The sequence below is a fragment of the Micromonospora sp. DT68 genome, from assembly GCF_049847245.1.
In the GTDB taxonomy this organism is placed as follows: domain Bacteria; phylum Actinomycetota; class Actinomycetes; order Mycobacteriales; family Micromonosporaceae; genus Micromonospora; species Micromonospora profundi.
This window is the reverse complement of the sequence record NZ_JBNCNZ010000004.1, coordinates 97845-114475: the sequence shown is the minus strand read 5'-3', so window position 1 is coordinate 114475 and position 16631 is coordinate 97845. Positions and strand designations below refer to the sequence as shown.

16 protein-coding genes are annotated in these 16631 nt (G+C 71.9%); 10 read left to right on the top strand and 6 right to left on the bottom strand.

Annotated elements, in window-relative coordinates:
- The first annotated feature begins 29 nt into the window (after positions 1 to 29).
- Genes mycP through ACPXB1_RS09070 form a run of 3 tightly spaced genes read left to right on the top strand, consistent with a single transcriptional unit; the run spans position 30 to position 2950 of the window.
- Positions 30 to 1376, top strand: coding sequence for a type VII secretion-associated serine protease mycosin (mycP, locus tag ACPXB1_RS09080; RefSeq protein ID WP_355590135.1), 1347 nt, complete (start codon positions 30 to 32; stop codon positions 1374 to 1376).
- Between the two features lie 52 nt (positions 1377 to 1428).
- Positions 1429 to 2220 (top strand): phosphatase PAP2 family protein, encoded by a 792-nt coding sequence (locus tag ACPXB1_RS09075; RefSeq protein ID WP_355590138.1) that lies wholly within the window; start codon positions 1429 to 1431, stop codon positions 2218 to 2220.
- 37 nt (positions 2221 to 2257) lie between these two features.
- Positions 2258 to 2950: a phosphatase PAP2 family protein gene (locus ACPXB1_RS09070; protein WP_355590141.1), complete on the top strand. Its 693-nt coding sequence runs from the start codon at positions 2258 to 2260 to the stop codon at positions 2948 to 2950.
- A gap of 15 nt (positions 2951 to 2965) precedes the next feature.
- Here ACPXB1_RS09070 and ACPXB1_RS09065 read toward each other — a convergent pair whose 3' ends face one another.
- The 6 genes from ACPXB1_RS09065 to ACPXB1_RS09040 form a co-directional block, all read right to left on the bottom strand.
- Entirely contained in the window at positions 2966 to 4144 is a 1179-nt protein-coding gene (locus ACPXB1_RS09065) for a MarP family serine protease (protein ID WP_355590144.1), read from the bottom strand.
- Between the two features lie 63 nt (positions 4145 to 4207).
- On the bottom strand, positions 4208 to 4900 hold the full coding sequence (locus ACPXB1_RS09060; protein ID WP_355590147.1) for an NUDIX hydrolase: 693 nt from the start codon (positions 4898 to 4900) through the stop codon (positions 4208 to 4210).
- The gene (locus tag ACPXB1_RS09055; RefSeq protein WP_355627899.1) at positions 4897 to 5652 is read right to left on the bottom strand and encodes a TlpA family protein disulfide reductase; all 756 of its coding nucleotides are present in this window, start codon (positions 5650 to 5652) and stop codon (positions 4897 to 4899) included. The genes ACPXB1_RS09060 and ACPXB1_RS09055 overlap by 4 nt, the downstream gene beginning before the upstream one ends.
- Positions 5649 to 6437, bottom strand: coding sequence for an endonuclease III (gene nth / locus ACPXB1_RS09050; RefSeq protein WP_355590153.1), 789 nt, complete (start codon positions 6435 to 6437; stop codon positions 5649 to 5651). The genes ACPXB1_RS09055 and nth overlap by 4 nt, the downstream gene beginning before the upstream one ends.
- A gap of 41 nt (positions 6438 to 6478) precedes the next feature.
- Positions 6479 to 7654: a CapA family protein gene (locus ACPXB1_RS09045; RefSeq protein WP_355627902.1), complete on the bottom strand. Its 1176-nt coding sequence runs from the start codon at positions 7652 to 7654 to the stop codon at positions 6479 to 6481.
- A gap of 56 nt (positions 7655 to 7710) precedes the next feature.
- Positions 7711 to 8373, bottom strand: a complete 663-nt coding sequence (locus ACPXB1_RS09040) for an adenosylcobinamide amidohydrolase (RefSeq protein ID WP_355627905.1) — start codon at positions 8371 to 8373, stop codon at positions 7711 to 7713.
- Between the two features lie 143 nt (positions 8374 to 8516).
- Between ACPXB1_RS09040 and ACPXB1_RS09035 the strand changes: the two genes are divergently transcribed.
- The 7 genes from ACPXB1_RS09035 to ACPXB1_RS09005 all read left to right on the top strand — a co-directional run bounded on the left by ACPXB1_RS09035 (position 8517) and on the right by ACPXB1_RS09005 (position 16584).
- On the top strand, positions 8517 to 9194 hold the full coding sequence (locus ACPXB1_RS09035; protein ID WP_007466162.1) for a Crp/Fnr family transcriptional regulator: 678 nt from the start codon (positions 8517 to 8519) through the stop codon (positions 9192 to 9194).
- 166 nt (positions 9195 to 9360) lie between these two features.
- Positions 9361 to 10104, top strand: coding sequence for a metallophosphoesterase family protein (locus tag ACPXB1_RS09030; protein ID WP_355590162.1), 744 nt, complete (start codon positions 9361 to 9363; stop codon positions 10102 to 10104).
- Positions 10105 to 10652: 548 nt separating this feature from the next.
- Complete coding sequence (locus tag ACPXB1_RS09025; RefSeq protein WP_355590165.1) at positions 10653 to 11258, top strand: TetR/AcrR family transcriptional regulator; 606 nt, start codon at positions 10653 to 10655, stop codon at positions 11256 to 11258.
- 37 nt (positions 11259 to 11295) lie between these two features.
- On the top strand, positions 11296 to 12093 hold the full coding sequence (locus ACPXB1_RS09020; RefSeq protein WP_355590168.1) for a TIGR03084 family metal-binding protein: 798 nt from the start codon (positions 11296 to 11298) through the stop codon (positions 12091 to 12093).
- Complete coding sequence (locus tag ACPXB1_RS09015; RefSeq protein ID WP_355590171.1) at positions 12090 to 13793, top strand: acyclic terpene utilization AtuA family protein; 1704 nt, start codon at positions 12090 to 12092, stop codon at positions 13791 to 13793. The genes ACPXB1_RS09020 and ACPXB1_RS09015 overlap by 4 nt, the downstream gene beginning before the upstream one ends.
- The gene (locus tag ACPXB1_RS09010; RefSeq protein ID WP_425735053.1) at positions 13790 to 14986 is read left to right on the top strand and encodes an acyl-CoA dehydrogenase family protein; all 1197 of its coding nucleotides are present in this window, start codon (positions 13790 to 13792) and stop codon (positions 14984 to 14986) included. The genes ACPXB1_RS09015 and ACPXB1_RS09010 overlap by 4 nt, the downstream gene beginning before the upstream one ends.
- Positions 14983 to 16584, top strand: coding sequence for an acyl-CoA carboxylase subunit beta (locus ACPXB1_RS09005; protein WP_355590178.1), 1602 nt, complete (start codon positions 14983 to 14985; stop codon positions 16582 to 16584). Before ACPXB1_RS09010 ends, ACPXB1_RS09005 begins: the two co-directional genes overlap by 4 nt.
- Positions 16585 to 16631 lie beyond the last annotated feature (47 nt).

Below are 16631 nucleotides of genomic sequence, written 5' to 3'. Positions count from 1 at the left end.
CTCCGATCGTCATGGTTCCGTCGGGGTGAATGGCTGGGGATGTGACTGGGGTTCGGCACAGCTGTCCGGCTGCGGCCCGGCGGGTCGCCGGCCGGGCGCTGCTCGGCGTGGTGGCGGCCCTCGCCGTCGCGGCGCCGACCGCCGTGCCCTTCGCCGCGGCTGTCGAGGCTTCCACCGCCGGCGGACAGCTCGCCGGCGCGCCGATGGCGTTCGCTCCCGGCGATGTCGTCACCCGCACCGACCAGGTCCGCGACGAGCAGTGGCAGCTCGATGAGTTGCGCGCCGAGACGGCCTGGCGCACCTCGACCGGCCGGGGCGTGACAGTCGCGGTGGTCGACTCCGGAGTGGACGGCTCTCATCCTGACCTGGTCGGCCAGGTGCTGACCGGTGTGGACCTGGTTGGTCCCGCAGGCGGCGCCGGCCCTGACCCGGTGGGGCACGGCACGACCGTCGCGGGCCTGATCGCCGGGCGCAAGGACGACAAGCGGGGCGTGGTAGGCCTTGCGCCGGACGCCCGGATCCTGCCGGTGCGGGTTCTCGACGAGGACAACCGCTACGACGACGCGCTGATCGTCGCCAAGGGGGTCCGGTGGGCTGTCGACAACGGCGCCCGCGTCATCAACTTGTCACTCGGTGGCAGCGGCGACAGCCCGGCCTTGGCGGCGGCTCTCGACTACGCGTTCGCCCGCGACGTGGTGGTGGTCGCCTGCACCGGCAACCTGGCCACCTCGACCAACTCGAAGGTCTGGTACCCGGCCCGCGAGCCCGGTGTGATCGCGGTCGCCGGCCTCGACGGGGGCAGCGACAACCTGTGGTCCGGGTCGATCACCGGTCGGGCGACGGTGCTCACCGCCCCCGCGACCGGCCTGGTCGGTGCCCGACCTCCGACGGGCTACTGGCGGGTGCAGGGCACGAGCTTCGCCGCACCCCTGGTGGCGGCCACCGCCGCGCTGGTCCGGTCCCGCTATCCACAGATGCCCGCCGGTGAGGTGGTCAACCGGTTGCTGGCCACCGCCCGGGACCTCGGCCCGACCGGCCGCGACGACCGCTTCGGGTACGGGGTGGTCGACCCGGTGGCCGCGCTGACCGCTCAGGTGCCGCCGGTGACCGCCAATCCGCTCGACGATCAGACGTCGCCGGGTGTGGTCGGCTTCGGCCCGGCGCCGGGCACCGCCGACGACGACCCGGTGGAGGGCGCCGGCAGCGACCCCCTCGGATTCACCGCCCCGCGGCAGCAGACGGGCTGGACGGCCCGACCGGCGGGTCTGGCCGAAGACTCGCCGCCGGAGCAACTGTGGACGGGAGCTGTGCTGCTGGCCGCCCTGGTCACCGGCGCGGCCCTGATGGTGCGCCGGTTCCGTCAGCGCACCCACTGATCGTCGCCGACGGTAGGCCTGACGGGCCGGCCGGCTGGGTAGAACCGACTCCATGAGCGCGCCCGACGCCGGTACCGCCGACACCGCCCGACATCCGTCCTGGCGGCGCCGCCGCCTCGACCCGGAACACTCCCTGGGTCTGCGGCTGACCTTGGCGGTGACAGCGGCGTTTCTGGTGCTGGTGCCATTCGCACTGCTTGCGCTGCTGGTGCTCGGGGCCTGGGCGCCGCTGCACCGGCTGGACACTTCGGTCACCGAGGCGCTGCACGGTTACGCGGTCGACCATCCGGCCTGGGTCACGCTGATGCGGATCTGGACCGAGGTGTTCGCGCCCATGCCGCTGCGGGTCGCCGTCCTGCTGGTGGTGGTCTGGCTGCTGCACCGCAGGGCGCGGCGACTGGCCCTCTGGGTGACCACCACGATGGTGGTCGGCGGGTTGATGGGCCCGCTGCTCAAGCTCCTCGTCGGCCGGGACCGGCCGTCGCTGCTCGACCCGGTGGCGCGGGCCGCCGGCTACTCGTTCCCCTCCGGGCATGCGCTCAACGCCGCCCTCGCCGCCGGGGTGCTGCTGCTGCTGTTCCTGCCGTACGCCGGGCGGACGGCGTCGCGGGTGGCGCTCTGGGTCGCCGCCGTGCTGGTCACCGTGGTGACCGGGTTGAGCAGGGTCGCGCTCGGCGTGCACTTCACCAGCGATGTGCTCGGCGGCTGGCTGCTGGCCGTTGCGGTGGTGGCGGCGACCACTGCCGCGTTCACGAGTTGGCGGGCGCAGACCGGCCTGCGGTCGATCCGGCCGGCCCGCGACGGCGTCGCTCCGGAGGTCGAGCGGCAACCCGGAACGACCTGAGGCGTGACGAGGGAGCCGAGCGGGTACTGGCCGGCTCATGTCCGACACCGTGGTCCAGATCATCCGGCGGGTGTTGCTGCCGGTGTCCCTCCTGCTCGGCGTCATGGTGCTGCTGGGGGTGCTGGTCACCCGGGCGTTCGCAAGGACCTGGCCGTTCACCGTGGAGGACGCGGTCAATCGGGAACTCGCCGGCGACCGCACCGGCGGTTGGAATGACGTCTCGCTGGTTTTCAGCACCCTGGCCAGCACCCAGATGATCGTCGTGGTCACCGTTCTGGTGGCGCTGGCGCTGCGGCTCTGGCTGAAGCGCTGGCGGGAGCCGCTGTTCCTGTGCGCGGCGGTGACCGCCCAAGCGCTGGTGTTCCTGCTGACCACCCTGGCGATCGACCGGCAGCGGCCGGCGGTGGAGCACATGGACACGTCGCCGCCCACGTCCAGCTTCCCGTCCGGGCACACCTCGGCAGCGGTGGCCCTCTATGTCGGTATCGCCGTGCTGATGGCGTTGCGGGCCCGCAGCACCGGCGCGAAGGTCGCCTGGTGGGCGTTGCTGCTGGTGCCGCTGGGTGTGGCGCTGACCCGCATGTACCGGGGAATGCACCACCCGAGCGACGTGGTCGCGTCGTTCGTCAACGGCGGCACCTGCGTCCTGATCATGGCGCGGGCGGTGCTGGACCGGTCCCTGCAGTGGGGCAGGGCGAAGCTCCCCGCCGCCACCCCGGCACGTACCTGACCCGGCGCGCGCCGCTCAGGTGCACTCGCCGGTGGAGACGGCCCGGTTGCGCTCGGCGCCGGCCAGCGCCACCGGACGAGCCTCGGCGGCGGTCACCGCGAAGCCCGTGTTGGGATCGTCGGCTGCCGCCGCGAAGATCACACCGAGCACCAGGCCGTTGGCGGAGAGCAGCGGGCCGCCTGAGTTGCCGCTGCGCACAAGCGCCCGGATCGTGTAGACCTCCCGGGTGACGTCGCCGGAGGAGTAGATGTCCGGTCCCTTGATCTTGTCGACGTCCCGGATCCGCGCCGACTGCGCGTTGTACGGGCCGTCGAGCGGAAAGCCCAGCACGATGGCGTCCGAGCCGCTGCCCGCGTTTCCGGCGGCGAACCGCATCGACGGGCCGGGCAGCCCCGGCACCAGCAGCACTGCCAGGTCCCGGTTGGGGTCGTAGACCACCACCTGACCGTCGTACCGCTCCCCGCCCAGCTCCACCGCCACCGAACGGGTGCCGGCGACCACGTGCGCGTTGGTCATGACCCGGTCGTCGGCGTAGACGAAACCGGAGCCCTCGATGCGGCGCGAGCAACTGGGCGCGGAACCGAGCACCTTGACCACCGACCGCTGGCCGTTGACCACCACCTGGGAGCCGGCCAACGCCGGGTCGGGCGGGTCGACCTGCCGGGCCCGGGTGGGCGCGAGGTCACCGAAGACGTCCGGGAAGCCGTCGGTGTCTACGGTGTCCTCGAGCGCCGTGGAGAGCCGGTGTGCCTGCTCCGGCAGGACCCCGTTCACCACCGTGATCACGGTGCTGTTGCGCACTGCGGCCGCGAGCCAGGGAACCGAGGACGAACCGAGCGGTACGGCGACCAGCCAGGCGAGCAGCAGTACAGCGAACAGTGAGACGAACGCCCCACCGACGTCGTCGATCCGCCTGCCAACCTGGCTGGTGATCGTCTTGCGCAGGTGCGAACCGAGCCAGCCGGCGAGCGCCTGACCGATCACCGCCAGTCCGAAGATCGCCACCAGGGAGACCAGCACCCGGGTGCCGGCATCCACGAACTGCCGGGCGAACAGCGGGCCGACCTGGAGGCCGAGGAGCAGACCCAGGAAGAATCCGGACAACGACGTGACGCCGATGACGAAACCCTGGCGGTATCCGCTGATCGCGAACACGAGCATGAGCAGCAGTAGGACGAGATCCACGACGGACACGGGTCAAGCGTACGGGCAGTGCGCCCGCCAGATGACCATCGCTTGCGGAAGGTGACCGCGTGGTCAGCGCAGGGCGGTTTCGTCGACCTCGTCGGTGCCGGCCGACGGCGCCGGTGTCACCCCTGTCGGCGGCAGGTCCACCACCCGGTTTCGCGGCCACGGGCGGGCCCAGCCGCCCATCTCCAGCAGGGTGGCAAGCACCCCGGCGGTGAAACCCCAGACGAGCATGCCGCGCGCCGAGAACGCCGGGCCGATCCAACCGCTGGAGTGACGCACCCGCATCCGGTTGGCCGGGTCGACAAGTTCGCTTACCGGCAACCGGGCCACGTGCGCCACCTCGGCAGGTTCCCGAGGGTGCACCGGGTGCGGATCGTGCCACCAGGCAAGCACCGGGGTGACCACGAAGTCGCTCACCGGTATCCACAGCTTCGGCAGCTCGGCCAGCACTGTCACGCTTGTCGGGTCCAGGCCGACCTCTTCGTTCGCCTCGCGCAGCGCGGTAGCGCGTACGTCGGCGTCCTCCGGGTCGGCTGCGCCGCCGGGAAAGGCCGGCTGGCCTGCGTGATTGCGCAGGTTGGCGGCCCGTTGCAGCACCAGCACGTCGGGCCCCACACCGGGCTGCTCACCGAGCAGCACCAGCACGGCGCTCTCCCGACCACCCTCGGCGGGGGTGGTCAGCCGGGTGAAGTCCTCCGCGCGGGCGGTGCCCAGCCGGGTCAGCAGCGGCTCGATCCACTCGGGGGGTCGACGGGTCACGCCGACACCTTCAGGCCGAGGTGCTTGCGGACCAACGTGGCGAGTTGGGCGTCGTCGAGCGCGCCCGTGGCGTCGATGTGCCGGATCCGCCGGTCGGCGTCGACGAAGAGGGTCAGCGGGAAGGCGTTGCGGTTCAACTCCCGTTGCAGGGCGTCGCCCTGGTCCACAAGGATCGGGAACCGTACGCCGTAGTCCTCACCGATGGACTGGGCACCGCGCCGGCTGTCCCGGGTGTTGACCCCGACCACCTGGAGCTGGCCGCTGGCGCGTTCGCTGAGTCGCTGGAAGGCGGGCAGCTCCTTGCGGCACGGCCCACACCAGGACGCCCAGATGTTGATCACGGCGGGGCCGGCGACGGACCGCAGCTCGACCGGAGCGCCGCCGGTGAAGCAGGCCAGTGTCAGCTCCGGCAGCACCGCACCGCCAGGTGCCGCCACCGTGCCCGAGCCGGGCGACGCGGAGTCCGCCGTGCCCGAGCCAGGCGATGCAGAGGCAGTCGTGCCCGAGCCAGGCGATGCAGCGGCCGTCGCGCCAGAGGCCGGCGACGCGGAGGCCGTTGCACCGGGGCTCGTCGTGCCGGCTCCGGGCGATCCGGCCCCGGGCGGCGTGCTCAGCGCCGCGCAGTCCTCGAACGGCGACGGGCGCTCGGCGGCGGCCGGCCTCGGCGCAGGGCTGTCGTCGGTAGTGCCACTTGTGCAGCCGGCGACGGCGAGCAGCAGCGGCACAGCGAGCAGGGCGAGACGCCGGTTCACGGCACCTCCGCAGCGACCGCCTGGGCGGGCACCAGCTCCGGGTCGACGCCGGCGGCCACCGCCAGATCGCGTGCCCGAGGGCCCTTGAGCAGCTTGGCTGCGGCAGCCGGCTCGGTCGGGCCGGTGCCGTACGAGGGGCAGAGCTTCGCGAGCGTGCACGCGCCACAGGCGGGCTTGCGGGCGTGACAGACCCGTCGCCCGTGAAAGATGATCCGGTGCGACAGCATCGTCCAGTCACGCTTCTCGTACAGCGCGCCGATCGCGTGCTCGATCTTGACGGGGTCGGTCTCGGCGGTCAGCCCCCACCGGTGGACCAGCCGTTGGAAGTGCGTGTCGACGGTGATCCCGGGGACGTCGAAGGCGTTGCCGAGGATGACGTTCGCGGTCTTGCGACCGATCCCGGGAAGCGTCACCAGGTCGGCGAGGCGGCCGGGGACCTGGCCGTCGTACCTGTCGACAAGGGCCTGCCCGAGCTTGAGCAGCGAGTCGGTCTTGTTTCGGTAGAAGCCGGTGGGCCGGATCAGCTCCTCCATCTCGCCCCGATCCGCGCCGGCGTACGCGGCTGCGCTCGGGTAGCGGGCGAAGAGCTTCGGGGTGACCTCGTTGACCTTCTTGTCGGTGCACTGCGCGGAGAGGATCGTGGCGACGGCCAACTCCAGGGCATTGGAGTGGTCCAGCTCACAGTGCGCGTCAGGGTGCGTCTCGGCCAGCACCCGGCCGACCTTGCGGGCACGGCGTTTGCGCCCGAGGTCGGTCTCGCTGGCACCGGGAGGGCTACTGGTCACGACGGCCAGCCTACGTCGCCCCCCGGACGTTCCTGCTCGGGTCAACCGGCGGTCGGCGCGGAGATCTTGCCGTCGGTGTCGAACCGGGCGCCGGTCTTCGGGAAGTCGGTACGGCTCAGTTCGGTGATCAGGCCCAGACCCCTGTCGTCCGGGTCCATCGTCGGCTTGCCCGCGGAGTTCATGTAGGTCGAGATGAACGTGCCGCCGGCCCAACTGCCGTCGGGCTTGAGCGACACCTTCAACACGCCGCCCCAGCCGAGGCGCCCGGCGTTGCTCAGCGAGTTGCCGCCACCGGCGAAGTTGCCCAGGCTGTAGGCGATCAGGCGCCCCTTGTAGAACTCCATACCGCGCAGCACGTGCGGCCCGTGTCCGACGATCAGATCCGCACCGGCGTCGATCATGGCGCGCGAGAACTTGACCGGGTCGCCCCGGTTCTCGCCGAGGAACATCTCGGTGCCCGGCTTCACCCGGGTCTTGTCCGCGCCCTCGCCGCCCATGTGCACCTGCACCACTACCAGGTCGGCCATGGTGGCCGCCTTGGCGACGACAGTCTTCGCCTTGGCGATGTCGACGAGGCTGTTGGACCAGACGTACGACGAGAAGCCGGCCACCGCCACCTTGACGCCCTTGACGTCGACCACGGTGATCTGGTTCGGCGCGCCGGTGTGCTCCAGGTCGTACTTCTCCAGCGCCTTCTGGGTGTTCTCGTAGCCCTTCGGGCCGTAGTCGTAGCCGTGGTTGTTCGCCTGGTTGAGCAGGTTGAAGCCGGCGTCACGCAGGTGGGCGGCGTACTCCGGCGGAGCCCGGAACTGGAAGCACCGCGTCGAGTTGGCGCCGCACTTGCCGGTGCCGGTGTCCACGGTCAGCGGCTCCTCCAGGTTGCCCATGACGAGGTCCGCCTTGAGTGCCCGGGTCACCGAGTCGAAGAAGCCCTTACCGCCACCGGCGGGCAGCCGGTTCGGCGCGTTGCCCATGATGATGTCGCCGGTCGCGGACAGCGAGATCGCGTCCTCACCGGGTGCCGAGGTGTCACCGCTGGCCTTCGGACCGGCCGTTGTCACCGGCGCTCCGGTGCCACCGCCGCCGACGCCCGGCTGCCAGACCGGGGCCTCTGCGGTCTCGGCGCAGCCGGCTACGAGAAGAGCGGCCAGCAGCGCGGCGAGGCCGAGGGCGACGCGGCGGCGTGGGCGGGGCGCGAGGGGGGCGGAAGCGTACATCGTCCGCGAGGCTACCGGCCCGTAAACTCGCAGACGAGGGCCGATCGGTCGGAATTTCAGCCCGTCAGCCGGTCTGACCAGGGCACGACGGGCCGGTCACCGCCGGCACGCACCGCAGCGTGGACCGCTCGGGCCAGCGGGGCACCCCAGGTGGAGCGCGGCCCGCCGTACGCGGCCTCCGGCCCGTCCACCGGGCAGAGCACTGTGACCGCGTCGGTGGGAGTGCCGGTTCCCGCCAGTCCCAGCTCGCTTATCGCCTGGGTCTTCGCCTCGGTGGCGGTGGCCACGGCGTTCACCAGGGCGGAGTCGGCGAGCCGCGCCGGCACGTACACCACGATGTTGACGGTGCCGACGTGCTGCGCGAGCGCGGTGGCGGCCGGCGCGGCGGCGGGCACCGGCGTGCCGAGCCCGACGGTCGCCCAGGCCCGCACACCGGTGTCGGTCCGGGCCACCACCTCGGTCACGTCCACGCCGGTGAGCAGACCGACCCCGGGTCCGTCGAGGGCCAGGTCCGCAGCGAGCGCGGTCAGGTGCGCGGCAGGGTCATCCCGGTCGTACGACATGGGCACTGTCGCGTTCAGCACCCAGTGCCGGACGCCGATGCCACCGCCGAGCGGGCCGCTGCTGACCGCTCGCAGCGGGCCGTCGGCGCGCCAGACGAGCAGCGGAATATGCCGCCCGTCCTCGGGGCGGCTGGTCAGAGTCGGCTCGGTCAGCACGTCGGGCAGGTTACGCCCACCGCTCAAGATTCCAGGGGCGACCTCTGATTCATGCTCATGTGCGCCTAGACTTGGCGGCGCGCGAGGGGATCAGCGGACGGCGGACCCGGCCGACGGACGGCACGCGCAACCGGAGGTGCGCGATGGATGAGGTACTGGCCCGCAGCGGGATCTTCCAGGGTGTCGACCCGGAAGCTGCCGAGGCGCTCGCCAAGGAGATGGAGACGATCGAGGTCCGCAAGGGCGAGATCGTCTTCAATGAGGGCGAGCCCGGTGACAGTCTCTATATCCTGCTGTCCGGGAAGATCAAGGTTGGCCGCCGTGCGGCTGACGGCAGGCAGAACCTGATCGCGGTGATGGGGCCGTCGGACATGGTCGGTGAGCTGTCGCTCTTCGACCCGGGTCCGCGGACGGCGACCGCCACCGCGGTGACCGACACCCGGCTGGTACGGCTGCGCAAGCAGGCACTGCGGCCGTGGCTGAACAACCGCCCGGAAATCGCCGAGCAGCTGCTCCGGGTGCTGGCGCGGCGACTGCGCCGGACCAACGACTCGCTGGCCGATCTGATCTTCACGGACGTGCCGGGCCGGGTCGCCAAGAACCTGCTCCAGATGGCCGGCCGGTTCGGCACCCGCGACGGTGGCGTCCTGCGGGTGACGCACGACCTCACCCAGGAGGAGATCGCCCAGCTCGTCGGCGCCTCCCGCGAGACGGTGAACAAGGCACTCGCCGACTTCGCCTCGCGCGGCTGGCTGCGGCTGGACGGCAAGAGCATCATCATCCTCGACCCGGAGCGCCTGGCCCGCCGCGCCCGCGTCTGAGCGACCGCCGGGCACGCCCCGGCATTGACGGACCTTCCGGCCCGGACCGCCCCGTGCGGTCCGGGCCGCGACGCGTGGCCGCATCCAGGTGCCTGACGTCCGGGTACGTCGTCTGCCCGTCGCAGAAGTCCTGGACTCGGCGGGCCGTCAGCGCGAGGGTGGGGCCATGCTGAACCGTGTCGCCGTGCTCTCCGACATCCACGGGGTGCTGCCCGCGCTGGAGGCCGTGCTGGCCGAGTCGGACGTCGCCACCGCCGACCTGATCGTGCTCACCGGCGACATCGCGGCAGGTCCGCAACCGGTCGAGGTGCTTGACGTGCTCGCCGGCCTGGGCGACCGCGCGTGCTGGGTGGGCGGCAACGCCGACCGCGAGCTGGTCGAGGCGCGGGCCGGCCGGCCCGCGTCGATCGAGGTGTCGAACTGGGCCGCCGCGCAGCTCCGCGACGACCAGGCGGCCCGGCTCGCCGCGCTTCCGCCGACGGTGACGCTGGAGATCGACGGCCTCGGCCGGACGCTGTTCTGCCACGCCACACCTCGCGACGACGAGGAGGTCGTGCTCGTCGACTCCCGGATGGAGCGCTGGGCGGAGGTCTTCGCCGACCTCCCGGCCGAGGTTTCGACAGTGGTCTGCGGCCACACCCACATGCCGTTCACCCGGCTGGCCGACCGCCGCCTGGTGGTCAACCCGGGCAGCGTCGGCATGCCGTACGGAGGTGTGGGCGCCTGGTGGGCGCTGCTCGGGCCGGGCGTGCAGTTGCGCCGTACCGCCTTCGACGTGGACGCGGCCTGCGCCCGGGTAGCAGCCGAGTCGGCCTTCCCCGACGCTGCCGCCTGGGCCGACGAGTACGTGCGCTCCCAGCACAGCGACGCCGATGCGCTTGCCGTCTTCGGCCCCCGCGACGGCCGCTGACCCGGTCAGCCCCGACCAGGTAACGGGCCACGGGCCACCGCCCACGGGTCGCCGGGCCACGCTCAAGGGCAGGTCGAGCACAGGGAATGGTCCTCGCTGCCTGTAGAGCTGCCCCATATCTGGGGCGACGCGATTCAGCCGAGATGGCCGGGAGCATCGCCAGTAACCGTTGACGGACTGGCTCCCTCACAAGTCCATGCGGTCGTGTCCAAAGGTCGTGAACACCGACACCTCGAGACCACGGCAGGCCGGTCACGCTGGCCGACAGGCCCCTGAGTACGACTGGGTGGGCAAGGACGACCAGAACCTTCGCCTGAAGGCAGGGCACACCCTCCGCCGGTGACGTCGGCACCTGCCCCATCCGTGGGGCAGCTCTACAGCAGGTGCCCAACCCAGGCGCCCCACGCCGACGCCCCACCCAGGCGCCCCACGCCGACGCCCCACACAGACACCCCGCATAGGCGCGCCTCAGACGCACCGCCCCGCTCCAGTTGGCACAGAAAAAGTCAGTCTTGACTGTTTGTTTCTGAGCCGGCAGGCTGTGGCGCATGTCCGCCGCATCGACGCGCGTCCCGCAGCAGGAGCGCAGTCGCGCCACCCAGGCCCGCCTGCTCGAGGCGACGGTCGACTGCCTGATCGAGCACGGCTGGTCCGGCACCACGACCACCGTCGTCGCAGCCCGAGCCGGTGTCTCACGGGGCGCTCAGCTGCACCACTACCCCACCAAGGCAGCCCTGGTCACCGCCGCTGTCGCCCACCTCGCCGAACGCCGGGCCGACGAGTTGCGCACCGAGGCGGAGGCGTTGCCCGCCGGCCCGCAGCGGCTGGACCGGGTGATCGATCTGCTTGCCGCCGCGTTCACCGGGCCGCTCTTCGTGGCCGCGCTCGAACTCTGGGTCGCCGCCCGTACCGACCGGGAGCTTCGCGACGCCCTGATGCCGCTTGAGGCGATGGTCGGCCGGGAGATGCACAGGCTCACCGTCTCGCTGCTCGGCGTCGACGAGCGCCGACCCGGCGTCCGGGAGTCGGTACAGGCCACCCTCGACCTGCTCCGCGGGCTCGGCGTGGCCAACCTGCTCAGCGACGACTCGGCCCGCCGCACCGCGCTCCTCGTCACCTGGAAGCGCCAGCTCGCCACCCTGCTCACGCCCTGACCACCGGCCGCACCGGCCCGCACCGACCGGAGGCACAATGGTCGACCTCACCGACCTGCTCGCGGATCTTGCCGACGAGTCCGCCCACCTGGACGCCCTGGTGGCCCCGCTGCCGGCTGTCGACTGGGCACGCCCGACCCCGGCGCCCGGCTGGAGCATCGGCCACCAGATCGCCCACCTCGCCTGGACCGACCACGTGGCGGTGTTGGCCGCCACCGACGCCGAGGCGTTCTACGCGACGGTGATGAACGCTCCGGACCCGTCCCGCCTGGTCGACGACGGCGCGGAGGAGTTCCTCGCTCCGCCCGACGACCTGCTCGCCCGCTGGAGGGCCGGCCGGGCCGCGCTCACCGACGCGCTCGCGGCGGTCCCGGCCGGCGAAAAAGTGCCGTGGTACGGCACCCGGATGTCGGCCACCTCCATGGCGACCGCCCGGATGATGGAGACCTGGGCGCACGGCGAGGATGTGGCCGACGCGCTCGGTGTGGTCCGCCCCGCCTCCGACCGGCTCCGGCACGTGGCACACCTCGGTGTGCGTACCCTCGGGCACGGCTTCGCCGCCCAGGGCCGACCGGTGCCGACGGCGCCGGTCCGGGTCGAGTTGGCCGGCCCCGACGGCGACACGTGGGTCTGGGGTCCGGCGGACGCCGCCGACCGGCTCACCGGTCCCGCCCGGGACTTCTGCCTGCTCGTCACCCAGCGCCGGCACCGCGCGGATCTCGCTCTCCTGGCCACCGGCCCGGTCGCCGACGAGTGGCTCGACGTGGCACAGGCATTCGCCGGCCCGCCCGGCGCAGGCCGCGAGCCGGCCGGCCGGAACGGAGCCGCCGCGTGATCCGCATCGGCAACGCCTCAGGCTTCTACGGCGACCGGTTCACCGCCTGGCAGGAGATGATCGACGGCGGCGACCTGGACGTGCTGACCGGCGACTACCTGGCCGAGCTGACAATGCTCATCCTCGGCCGCGACCGGCTGCGCGACCCCGACCTGGGATACGCCAAGACCTTCCTGCGCCAGTTGGAGACCTGCCTCGGCACGGCCCTCGACCGGGGCGTACGGATCGTGACGAACGCCGGCGGGCTCAACCCGGCCGGCCTGGCAGCCGCCGTCGAGACCCTCGCCGGCCGGCTCGGCGTGCCGGTGAAGGTCGGGTACGTCGAGGGCGACGCGCTCCAGCGGCCCGACGCGCTTACCGCGAACGCCTACCTCGGCGCGTTCGGGATCGCCGCCTGCCTCGACGCCGGGGCGGACGTCGTGGTCACCGGTCGGGTGACCGACGCGTCGCTTGTGGTCGGTCCGGCCATCGCGCGGTACGGGTGGGGTCGCGACGCCTTCGACGAGCTGGCCGGGGCGACCGTCGCGGGGCACCTCCTGGAGTGTGGCGCGCAGGTCACCGGCGGCAACTTCAGCTTCTTCACCGAGCTGCCCGACGGTGGTCGCCGACCCGGTTTCCCGATCGCCGAGGTGCACCCGGACGGCTCGGCGGTGCTCACGAAGCACCAGGGCACCGGCGGTGCTGTCACCGTGGAGACGGTCACCGCACAGCTGCTCTACGAGGTGGGCGGGCCGGCGTACCTGGGGCCGGACGTCGTCACCCGGCTGGACTCGGTGAGGCTGAGCCCCGACGGGCCGGACCGGGTCCGCATCTCCGGTGTCCGGGGCACTCCGCCGCCGGCGACGCTGAAGGTGGGCGTCAACAACCTCGGCGGCTTCCGCAACTCGATGACCTTCGTCCTCTGCGGGCTGGACATCGAGGCCAAGGCGGCCCTGGTCCGGGGGCAGATGGTGGAGGCGGTGGGCAAGGAAGGGCTGGAGTTCACACTGGCCCGGACCGACCACCCGGACGCCGTCGACACGGAGGCGGCAAGCGCCCTGCTCCACGTACACCTGCGCGACACCGACCGGACGCGGGCCGGGCGGGCCTTCTCGGCCGCCGCGGTGGAGCTGGCCCTGGCGTCGTACCCGGGTTGCACGCTCACCACCCTGCCGGGCGACGCGACACCGTACGGGGTCTTCACCGCCGACACCGTGCCGCAGGACGAGGTGTCGCACGTGGCGGTGCTGCCAGGAGGCGAGCGGGTGCCGATCGCTCCCCCGAGTCACACCGTCCCCGCGCCGCCCCCGGATGGGGAGGCTTCGCCAGGCGACGCGGTGGCGGGCCACGGCCCGACCCGACGAGGCGCGCTCGGAGAGCTGGTCGGTGCCCGCTCCGGGGACAAGGGCGGCGACGCCAACCTTGGTGTCTGGGCACGCTCCGACGACGGGTACGCGTGGCTGCGCGGCTGGCTGACCGTCGAGCGGCTGGCGGAACTGCTTCCGGAGACGGCGTCGCTTGTGGTGCGGCGGTACGAGCTGCCGAACCTCCGTGCTGTCAACTTCGTGATCGAGGGCCTGCTCGGAGCGGGTGTGGCCGCGTCCACCCGGTTCGACCCGCAGGCCAAGGCGCTCGGTGAGCTGCTGCGCTCCCGGCTCGTCGACCTGCCGGCGGGCGTGCCGGCAGGTCCCCCGGCAGCGGACAGGGAGACGGCGGCATGAGCATCGTGGACACCCCGGAGCGGCGGCAACTGCGCGAGCTGACCCGGTCGTTCGTGACCCGGGAGGTGCTGCCGCACCTGGACGACTGGGAGAAGGCCGGCGAGGTCCCCCGGGCGCTGCACGCCAGCGCCGCGAAGCTCGGACTGCTCGGCATCGGCTTCCCCGAGTCGGTCGGTGGCAGCGGCGGTGACCTGCTCGACTCGATAATCGTGACCGAGGAGGTGATCCGCTCCGGCGGGTCGTCCGGCCTGATCGCGGCCCTGTTCACGCACGGCATCGCGCTGCCGCACATGGTCGCGGCGGCAGGCGTGGGCATCGGCGGCTCGCTGGGCGGCATGCTCGGCGGCACCTCGACGCCCGGTGACGACGACCTGGTTCAGCGGTACGTCCGGCCGACGCTTGCCGGCACGATGATCGGGGCGTTGGCGATCACCGAGCCGGACGGCGGTTCGGACGTGGCGGGTATCCGCACCACAGCCCGCCGCGACGGCGACCACTACCTGGTGAACGGGTCGAAGACGTACATCACCAGCGGGCATCGGGCCGACTTCGTGACAACTGCTGTGTGCACCGGTTTCCCCGGCAGCGGCTCGATCTCCCTGCTGGTCATCGACAAGGACAGCCCTGGGTTCACCGTCGGCCGTCGACTGGAGAAGCTGGGCTGGCACTGCTCGGACACCGCCGAGCTGTCCTTCGTCGACGTGCGGGTGCCGGTGGCGAACCGGATCGGCGAGGAGGACACCGGCTTCCTGGCGATCATGCAGAACTTCGCCGCGGAACGGCTTTCGCTCGCCACCCAGGCGTACGCCACAGCGCAGCGCTGCGTCGAGTTGGCCGTGCGCTGGTGCCGGGACCGGGAGACCTTCGGGCGTCCGTTGACCAGTCGGCAGGTGGTCCGGCACCGGCTGGCCGAGATGCACACCCGTGCCGAGGCGGCGCGGGCGTACGTGCACGAGGTAGCGGTCCGGGTGGCGGCCGGCGAGCCGGTGGTGACCGAGGTGGCGATGGCCAAGAACGTGGCGGTGGCCGCCTGTGACCAGGTCGTCGACCAGGCATTGCAGCTGCACGGAGGGTTTGGCTACATGCGTGACGCCGAGGTGGAACGGCACTACCGCGACGCCCGGCTGCTCGGCATCGGCGGCGGTGCCACCGAGATCATGAATGAGATCATCGTGAAGGGGATGGGCCTGTGACCACACTGGACACCTCGGTCGACCCGTCAGCGCCAGGCTTCGTGGCGAACCGGGCAGCGCTGCTGGAGCGGCTCGCCGAGTTGGACGCGGCGCTGGATCAGGCCCGCGGGGGCGGTGGCGAGAAGTACGTGACCCGGCACCACAAGCGGGGCAAGCTGCTGGCCCGGGAGCGGATCGAGCTGCTGCTCGACGCGGACAGCCCGTTTCTGGAGCTGTCGCCGGTGGCGGCGTACGGCACTGACTTTCCGGTGGGCGCCAGCGTGGTCACCGGCATCGGCGTGGTCGAGGGCGTGGAGTGCCTGATCGTGGCCAACGACCCGACCGTACGCGGCGGCGCCGTCAACCCGTGGTCGCTCGCCAAGACCCGGCGGGCCGGCGAGATCGCCCTCGCCAACCGGCTGCCGATGGTCAACCTTGTCGAGTCGGCCGGCGCGGACCTACCGACCCAGGCGGAGATCTTCATTCCGGGCGGGCGGGTGTTCCGCGACCTGACCCGGCTATCCGCGGCGAAGATCCCCACTGTCAGCGTGGTCTTCGGCAACGCAACTGCAGGTGGCGCGTACGTGCCGGGGATGTCCGATCACGTGATCATGATTCGGGACCGGTCGCAGGTCTACCTTGCCGGGCCGCCGCTGGTGAAGATGGCCACCGGTGAGGTCACCGACGACGAGTCGCTTGGTGGCGCGGCGATGCACGCCGGCACGTCCGGGCTGGCCGATCACCTGGCCTCCGACGAGCGGGACGGCATCCGGTTGGCCCGGCAGTGCGTACGCCGGCTCAACTGGCACAAGTCCGGCCCGTCGCCGCGTACGGCAGTGCCGCAGCCACCGAAGTACGACCCGGAGGAGCTGCTCGGCATCGCCAGCGCCGACCTGAAGGTGCCGTTCGATCCCCGCGAGGTGCTGGCCCGGATCCTGGACGGCAGCGACTTCGACGAGTTCAAGCCGACGTACGGGGACGCGCTTGTCACCGGCTGGGGCGAGCTGCACGGCTACCCGGTGGGTGTGCTTGCCAACGCCCGGGGTGTGCTGTTCAGCGAGGAGGCGCAGAAGGCGGCGCAGTTCATCCAGCTCGCGAACACCTCGAACACCCCGCTGATCTTCCTCCAGAACACCACCGGCTACATGGTGGGCACTGAGTACGAGCAGCGCGGCATCATCAAGCACGGCGCCCTGATGATCAACGCGGTGTCCAACTCGACGGTGCCGCACCTGACTGTGAACCTCGGCGCGTCGTACGGGGCCGGCAACTACGGCATGTGCGGTCGCGCGTACGACCCGAGGTTCCTGTTCACCTGGCCGAACGCGAAGTCGGCGGTGATGGGTCCGGCGCAGCTCGCCGGTGTGCTCTCGATCGTGGCCCGGCAGGCGGCTGCCGCGCGGGGGCGCGACTACGACGAGGAGTCCGACGCGGCGATGCGGATGATGGTCGAGCAGCAGATCGAGTCGCAGTCCGGCGCGCTGTTCCTCTCCGGCCGGCTCTACGACGACGGGGTGATCGACCCGCGCGACACCCGTACAGTCCTCGGGCTCTGCCTCTCGGCGATCCACAGTGCACAGGTGAAGGGCGCCGACGGCTTCGGCGTCTTCCGGATGTAGCCCCGTGAGCATGAGGAACGCAGCGAACCGCAATCCCGCACCGGCGA